The following is a 7,360-nucleotide window of genomic DNA, read 5'->3' on the forward strand; positions in this document are numbered from 1 at the left end:
CCCTCATAGGGCTTCTGTTGTCCCTAATTTTGCTGGCGGTGGGTCAGGGGCTGCAATGGTTAGGCATGGATAAATTATTGCAATCGGCCATGGTGGTTAGCCTTTGGTTAGCTTTAACGGGGGGACTGCATTTAGATGGGGTGGCGGACGCTGCCGATGGTTTAGCGGTGACTAATCCCAATAAACGTTTAGCGGTGATGCAGGACAGTCAAACGGGGGCCTATGGCGTGATGGCGATCGCCGTGGTGCTATTACTAAAAACCATGGCCTTGGCTAGCCTTAATTCCAAGGGCTTGGCAAGCTGGGCCCTAGTGATCGCCTTGGGTTGGGGGCGTTGGGGCCAACTGTTGGCGATCGCCCTTTATCCCTATTTGAAGGCTGATGGCAAAGGCGCAATGCATAAACGAAATTTAAAATTGGGGCCCGATTTACTGCTAGGCACGACCATCATGGTTGGGGGAGGAACGGCCCTGGGAATTATTTTTGGAATTACCCCTTGGTTGATGGGGGTGGGTACTGGAGGAGCGGCAGTGATCGCCTGGGGGGTAGGTCGTTGGTTTGCCCAACAATTGGGGGGTCACACCGGAGACACCTACGGCGCTGTGGTGGAATGGAGTGAAGTATTAATTTTGCTAAGTTTGTCCTTGATTTAACGGATTGAGTCATTATCGATGGCCGTTAATTTTGCCATGCCATGGGATTATGACCAGTATTAACGTGAATCACCGATAATTGTCCTAAATTTTGCAGGAGCAGACATTGGCAGAAAAACGTAAAAAACGGCGATCGTCCTCTTCTTTATTTGGAAAACCCTTATTAGGTTTGGTAGGATTGACCCTAGCGTTATATTTGTTGAGGGGCTGGGGCATTATTACCTTTTTACCGGGGGGAATCTTCCTCTGCATGGCCGCCCTCACGGTCTTTGTGGCCCTACTGTACGGCTGGGAATTGACTAGCCGTTAGGTCAATGTTGGTGATGCTGGGGTAAAATTTGAGCCGCAAACTGTTGTGATCATTGCCGCAGATTTGTCCGTTTTTGCTTAACATTTAACTCTGTTTTCGATTCGATTCATCTAAAATCTGGTTCAATTGCTGAGTTGCCATGACTGGAAAAGTTGCCGAAAGTGATCCCAAAGGACTGTTAGTACTAATTCTGCCCCTGGCCGTGGCTATGGTTTTTATCTACAAAACCTGGCGGTGGATTTTGTTGGGTCTCACCTTGGCGATCGCCTGGGTGGCCTGGGATAACTACCAATGGCAACAGAAATGCGTCGCTATCGATCCCCTCTTTAACCAACTGGTGCAAAAAAATCAGGGCATCATCACCAAGGCAGATTTGATTGATGCGGGCATTGCCAAAGGTCGGGCGGCCCAACGTTATCTTAATGACAAGGTAGCGGAGTATGGCCCCTACGAAAAACAGGTCGGGCAAGCAAAAGTTTATTACTTTATTTCTTCCAGTACCCTGGGCAACATTTTTGACGACAGTGAACCGGAATCGAAGGAACCTGACCCCAGTTCTCCCAAGTTAGCCGCTGCCACAGCTCCGGTGGTGGACCATCCCCTAGTGCCCCCCCAGGAAGAATTGATGGCTACCCCGGTGGGTCAAAGTCCTTTTTCTCAATTGGCGGAAATTAAGGAAGCCCGTAAGCAACAGGAAGAGGAAAAGGTAGCTGAAGCCACGGCCCCAACGGAATCTACTCAGGCGGAAACTATTCCCAGCAATTCCTCCTTGACCCTGATCCAATCGGAATTAGCCAAGCGCTTAGACACCACTTCCAGCACCTTGGCCCGCCGCAAAAATGAAGACAATTTTGCCGACTGGAGTCAAACTAGGGACCCTGATGGCCTGGCTTGGAGCTATGATCCAGAGTCCAAATTGTTCATCACTGTCTAGTCATTTAGTATTTATTTAGCATCAAGCTGTTGGGTTTCTATGACCATTACTTTCCAAGCTGTTATCGCCAAGTTAAACGAATTTTGGGCCCAACAAGGTTGCCTCATTGCCCAACCCTTTGACACGGAAAAGGGCGCTGGCACCATGAATCCCCACACTTTTCTGCGGGCGATCGGGCCGGAACCTTGGTCGGTGGCCTATGTGGAGCCCTGCCGTCGTCCCACTGATGGCCGCTACGGCGAAAATCCCAACCGGGTGCAGCACTATTTTCAGTATCAGGTATTAATCAAACCTTCCCCGGACAATATTCAGGAAGTGTATCTTGATTCCCTGCGGGCCCTGGGTATTCAGCCCGAGGATCACGATATTCGTTTTGTGGAAGATAACTGGGAATCCCCCACCCTGGGGGCCTGGGGCGTGGGCTGGGAAGTGTGGCTCGACGGCATGGAAGTGACCCAGTTTACTTATTTTCAGCAGTGTGGTGGCATTGATTGCCGCCCTGTTTCCATCGAGATTACCTATGGCTTGGAACGGCTGGCCATGTATCTGCAAAATGTAGAGGCGATCGACCAAATTCAGTGGAATGAAAAGCTCAGCTACGGAGATATTTTCTGGCAGGGGGAAGTGGAGCAATGTACCTACAACTTTGAAGCTTCTAATCCCGATTTATTGTTTCAATTGTTTGCCCTTTATGAGCAAGAAGCGGGACAGTTAATCGAACGGGGTTTGGCTTTGCCTAGTTTGGAATACGTGCTGAAATGCTCCCATGCGTTTAATTTATTGGACGCCAGGGGAGTAATTGCCGTGACTGAGCGCACCCGCTATATTGGTCGCATTCGCAACTTAGCCAGGGAAGTGGCCCACATTTATTTACAACAACGGGAGGCCCTCGGTTTTCCCTTGGGTAAAAAAGTAGGTAAACCCGTTGCCCTTGTCTAGGCTGATTTAACTTATTTCTTAGCCTATTGCCTACACCATTGCTGGTGAATTTGTCGTTCCTTTTGTTCCGTTATGCCTCTTTTTTCAAATAACATTTTCAATTATGATCAACAAGCAATTACTGATTTAATAATCACTGCTTCTCTGAAAATTATTTTTGCGCTAGCAATCTTATTAATTGGTTTTTGGTTATCGAGAAGGCTACAAAAACTAATCATTAGGGCCCTCAGAAAGTCCAGTCTGGAACCAACATTTATTTCCTTTGCTGGAAATATCAGCTACTACATACTTTTGTTGGTTTTCTTTGTTCTCTGTTTAGCCCAGTTGGGTATTCAAACCAGTTCCCTCGTCGCTCTTTTGGGGGCTTCCACCCTGGCGATCGGTCTAGCTTTGCAAGGTTCCCTCGCTAACGTAGCGGCTGGCATTCTACTAGTATTGTTTAATTATTTTCGGGTGGGGGAAAGGATCGAAGTCGCTGGCATTGAAGGGGTAGTGGAATCGATTGAAATTCTTTCGACAACTATCTGCACCTATGACAATCGTTTGGTGACCATTCCCAATAAACAAATCATTGAAAATAACATTATTAACCATGTGGGTAAGCCCCAGCGCCGCATAGATTTAGTAATCGGGGTAGGGTACGAAGAAAATATTGACCATGTGCGGTCTTCCCTACAGTGGGTGCTTGATCAGAATAGTGAAGTTTGTGCAGAACCTGCCCCTACTATTGCCCTAGGAGAATTGGGGGATAGCAGTGTTAATTTCTACGTGCGTCCCTGGGTAAAATCGGAGGATTACTTCCGCCTCAAATTGCAGCTAACTGAAGCAATTAAACGGAAGCTAGACGAAGAAGATATTTCCATTCCTTTTCCCCAGCGGGACGTACATTTAATTCAACCAGAAAAAAAGGAGTTGGATATCAAAACGGCTTAGAAGTTGGCTTGATTTTCCAGATTGCCGAATAATTAAGGGGGATTGCTGTGCTTTTCCTTTTGATTAACCTTGGGGCGGTAATCCGCAGAGAAAATCTAGTTCACACTCCCTTCTTTATCACTACAGCGAATCCCGCATCAGTTTGATCTCCATAAAACAGCCGTAACGCTTATTTTATGAGGGTTTTGCTGTGGCACTAAAATGCCGTAACTGCTCTAAAGCTCCAACAATGGGAAGGTTTGATGTTATTCTCCCCGTTAATCCGGTGCTCAAGGGGTTTTTCAATCTATTCCAACGGCAATTAATGCTATGTTTCAGGCCACCCGTCGACGTTTAGCTCTTTGGTACACCTTGGTAACGGCGGTGTTATTGTTGCTATTTGCCAGTGGGGTTTATTTCTATGTCCGTCAAACCCTGGTGGAACGGATTGATGACACCCTTAAGCATGTGGTGGAAGTGGTAAATCGTTCCCTGGTGGTACAGGGCCTAGACCAGGCGGAATATGGCCTGAATGTGTCGGCTAGTTTTCGAGATAATGACGCTTCAGTGGACGATGACCACATTGATTTGGAGTGGTTTAGTGCGGAGGGTCGTTTGCTATGGTCCACCATGGGCAACAATTCCCCCCTTTCCCTTTCTAGCCAATCTAAGGCAGAGGCGGTGTCTTTTTCTGGCGATCGCCAGTTGCGCCAGGTAACCAAAAGAATTGAGGAGAGGGGTACGGTATTGGGCTATCTGCGGGTAAGTCATCCTTGGTTTGAGGTTACTAAGCCGGCCCAACAGTTGATCTGGGATTTGAGTGTGGGGCTGGTTATTTTAGTGAGCAGTGCGGCGGCTATTGGTTGGTTTTTATCGGGGTTAGCGATGGAGCCGATCGCCGAATCGTACCAGAGCTTGAAGCAGTTCACGGCTGATGCCTCCCACGAACTAAGAAACCCGATTGCAGTGATTCAAACCAATGTGCAACAAGCCTTGGAATATCCCGAAGCGGACCCCCAACAACAACGGCAACAACTCCAGGTGATTGAACGACTCACCCAACGGCTGGGTAATCTGGTCAATGATCTTCTATTCTTGGCCCGTTCCGACAGTGGCACCCTCGGCCGGACTTGGCAGACCATTCCCTTGGATGCGCTCCTAATTGAGGTAATTGAAGAGCAACGGCTCAGTGCTGAACAACGGGGAATTTTTCTTTCCCTCAGAATTGAAAGCCATGGAGAGAACCGGGAGGAAGACTTTACCGTGCAGGGAGATTGGGACCAATTGGCCCGCTTGTTCACCAACCTAATTACCAATGCCTTTGATCATAGCCAGCCCCAGCAACAACAGGAACCTTCAGTGGCCCTTACCCTAGAACGCTGTACCCCTGACCATGGGGCCCTACGACCCAGGCAACCTAGCTTACAGGTCACAGTGGCAGACAACGGAGTTGGCATTGATCCAGAGCAAATTCCCCATTTATTTGACCGCTTTTTTCGAGCTGATCCTTCCCGTTCGCCTAATCAAGGAGTTGGTCTCGGGCTGGCGATCGTGGCGGCCATTGTGCAGCATCACCAGGGCAAAATTAGTGTCAGCAGTTCTCCCCAGGGCAGTCAATTTCGGGTGCAACTACCCAGTGCGGTTTCCCCTGGATAGGTAGTTAGGCAGTTCAATTTCCCATCAATTTTCTACTTTCCATCTACCAAAATAAACTTAGCTATTTTCCTGTTTATCCGTTGATTGTTGGGCTAGCCCCTGGAGAAAACCAAAGACCACCAACAGGTTAGAAACGGACAAAAATACTTCCGCACTGCCATGGAGCCAATCCACGTCGGCCAACTGGGCTTGGTAATGGCTTTCAGCATAGAGCCCTGCGGGAATAGTTACCAAAACAAACACTAATAGAACATAGAATCCCACCAGCACTAGCTTGGGGGTTTGGGGTGATCGCCGTAGAAACCAGAGGAAACCCAGGTAGGGAAAAAGGGAAAGGGCAAAGAGATTTTCCTTGGCAAAAATTTGGCTAAGTTCCATCAGGGCTTGGGGGCAGAGGGCTGGGCTGATTGACGATAAATCCACCAGGCCGCCAGACAAAGGGTAATATTACCGATCACAGTGGTCAGGGCTTGGAGCGTCACTAACCAATCTAACTGACTAGCATTGTCAAAGAAATGCCAGGTGCAAGCACACATCGCACTCACCAATGCTGGCACCATTCCCCAGGCCAGGGCCCGCCAGTGGCCATAACCGGCCTTTGCGGCATAACGACCCACCAAGGCGATCGCCACTATCCATTCAATGACACTGGAAACATGAACCATCCAAGTGGGAATTGAGAGAGCATTCACTATTGGCTATCCTGGATAACTGGTTTTTACTCAATAATTATGGCAATTAAAACAAATTAACAATACTGTGCCCAGCCATCCCCTACCGGGGACAGCAACTTGAGCGAGACCTTGAGGTAATGGGAGCAAAGCGTTTCCAGCATAGTGCAGGGGGAATTAGGAGTTAAAGGAAACCCAGCCCTTCCCTTAATGGTGGAGGGTCCAGGCGGTGGGCGGTAAGAGGAAGGACGCTTACTTTGGCATATTTGGTTGATTGGGTAATGCCCATGGCTGGCGATCGCCTTTAATGCCAGACTCCAATCGATGCAGGGGTTGGGGTCTTGGCTGGAAGAAATGTCCTACCATGGGGAATACGTAACGAAATATTAAGTAAGTTACCCTGTTTATTGCCTTACCTATGACCCCGATCGCCATTTTATTTTCCACCCCTTTAAAGCGTTTCCTGCGGGAAAAAGTGCTTTTGGGCAATGCCCCCAGTTGGGAGTTGCTGGCCATCCTGAGTATTTACTTTGTCCAGGGGGTGTTGGGGCTTTCCCGTTTAGCAGTGAGCTTTTTCCTCAAGGATGAACTAGGGCTGAGTCCAGCGGCCATGGGAGCCCTGATTGGTTTGGGAGCGGCCCCGTGGATTATTAAGCCAGTGCTCGGTTTACTGTCGGACACGGTGCCCCTGTTCGGTTACCGACGGCGATCGTACCTGTGGTTATCGGGGTTAATGGGCAGTGCCGGTTGGCTACTGTTTGCGGGCTGGGTTGGTAGCGGCACCCAAGCTGGGTTAGTGTTGCTGTTTACTTCTCTATCCGTGGCGATCGGCGATGTCATTGTCGATTCCCTGGTGGTGGAACGGGCCCAACGGGAATCCCTGGCCCAAGTGGGATCTTTGCAATCCCTCACCTGGGGAGCCGCCGCCGTGGGGGGCATCATCACCGCCTATGCCAGTGGCGCTTTGTTGGAATGGTTTAGCACCCGCACCGTCTTTGCTATCACTGCCATTTTTCCCTTGCTGACCATAGGGGCCGCTTTTTTGATTAGTGAAGCATCTGCCAATGGAGAAGATAGCAAGCCGGAACCACGCGCCCAAATCAAATTGGTTTGGCAGGCAGTGCGCCAAAAAACCATTCTGTTGCCCACTCTGTTTATTTTCTTTTGGCAAGCAACCCCCAGCGCCGAGTCAGCCTTTTTCTATTTCACCACCAACGAGTTGGGCTTTGAGCCAGAATTTTTGGGGCGGGTGCGTTTGGTCACTAGCGTAGCCGGACTGATAGGG

The 7,360-nt window shown here is 49.3% G+C and carries 8 protein-coding genes and 1 pseudogene; 7 read left to right on the top strand and 2 right to left on the bottom strand.

The genetic code is table 11. The features are described from left to right. The 6 genes and pseudogenes from cobS to IQ219_RS13955 form a co-directional block, all read left to right on the top strand. Window positions 1–653 (top strand): adenosylcobinamide-GDP ribazoletransferase (gene cobS / locus IQ219_RS13930; RefSeq protein ID WP_194073005.1); only part of this gene is annotated, 653 nt, incomplete at its 5' end. Between the two features lie 106 nt (window positions 654–759). After that, window positions 760–963, top strand: a complete 204-nt coding sequence (locus IQ219_RS13935; protein ID WP_194073009.1) for a hypothetical protein — start codon at window positions 760–762, stop codon at window positions 961–963. Window positions 964–1,102: 139 nt separating this feature from the next. Then, the gene (locus IQ219_RS13940; RefSeq protein WP_190595817.1) at window positions 1,103–1,897 is read left to right on the top strand and encodes a hypothetical protein; all 795 of its coding nucleotides are present in this window, start codon (window positions 1,103–1,105) and stop codon (window positions 1,895–1,897) included. A gap of 39 nt (window positions 1,898–1,936) precedes the next feature. Further along, window positions 1,937–2,836: a glycine--tRNA ligase subunit alpha gene (glyQ, locus tag IQ219_RS13945; RefSeq protein WP_190595814.1), complete on the top strand. Its 900-nt coding sequence runs from the start codon at window positions 1,937–1,939 to the stop codon at window positions 2,834–2,836. A gap of 41 nt (window positions 2,837–2,877) precedes the next feature. Beyond that, a pseudogene (locus IQ219_RS13950) lies at window positions 2,878–3,769 on the top strand (mechanosensitive ion channel family protein). Window positions 3,770–4,078: 309 nt separating this feature from the next. After that, window positions 4,079–5,404, top strand: a complete 1,326-nt coding sequence (locus tag IQ219_RS13955) for a cell wall metabolism sensor histidine kinase WalK (protein WP_194073007.1) — start codon at window positions 4,079–4,081, stop codon at window positions 5,402–5,404. Window positions 5,405–5,461: 57 nt separating this feature from the next. Here IQ219_RS13955 and IQ219_RS13960 read toward each other — a convergent pair whose 3' ends face one another. Further along, complete coding sequence (locus IQ219_RS13960; RefSeq protein ID WP_194020577.1) at window positions 5,462–5,827, bottom strand: DUF3593 domain-containing protein; 366 nt, start codon at window positions 5,825–5,827, stop codon at window positions 5,462–5,464. After that, the gene (locus IQ219_RS13965) at window positions 5,782–6,096 is read right to left on the bottom strand and encodes a DUF2499 domain-containing protein (protein ID WP_190595809.1); all 315 of its coding nucleotides are present in this window, start codon (window positions 6,094–6,096) and stop codon (window positions 5,782–5,784) included. The genes IQ219_RS13960 and IQ219_RS13965 overlap by 46 nt, the downstream gene beginning before the upstream one ends. A 379-nt stretch (window positions 6,097–6,475) precedes the next feature. Between IQ219_RS13965 and IQ219_RS13970 the strand changes: the two genes are divergently transcribed. Next, window positions 6,476–7,360: folate/biopterin family MFS transporter (locus IQ219_RS13970; protein ID WP_194073008.1), on the top strand; the 885-nt coding region annotated here is incomplete at its 3' end.

The organism is Synechocystis sp. LEGE 06083 (assembly GCF_015207725.1).
Classification (GTDB): Bacteria; Cyanobacteriota; Cyanobacteriia; order Cyanobacteriales; family Microcystaceae; genus Synechocystis; species Synechocystis salina.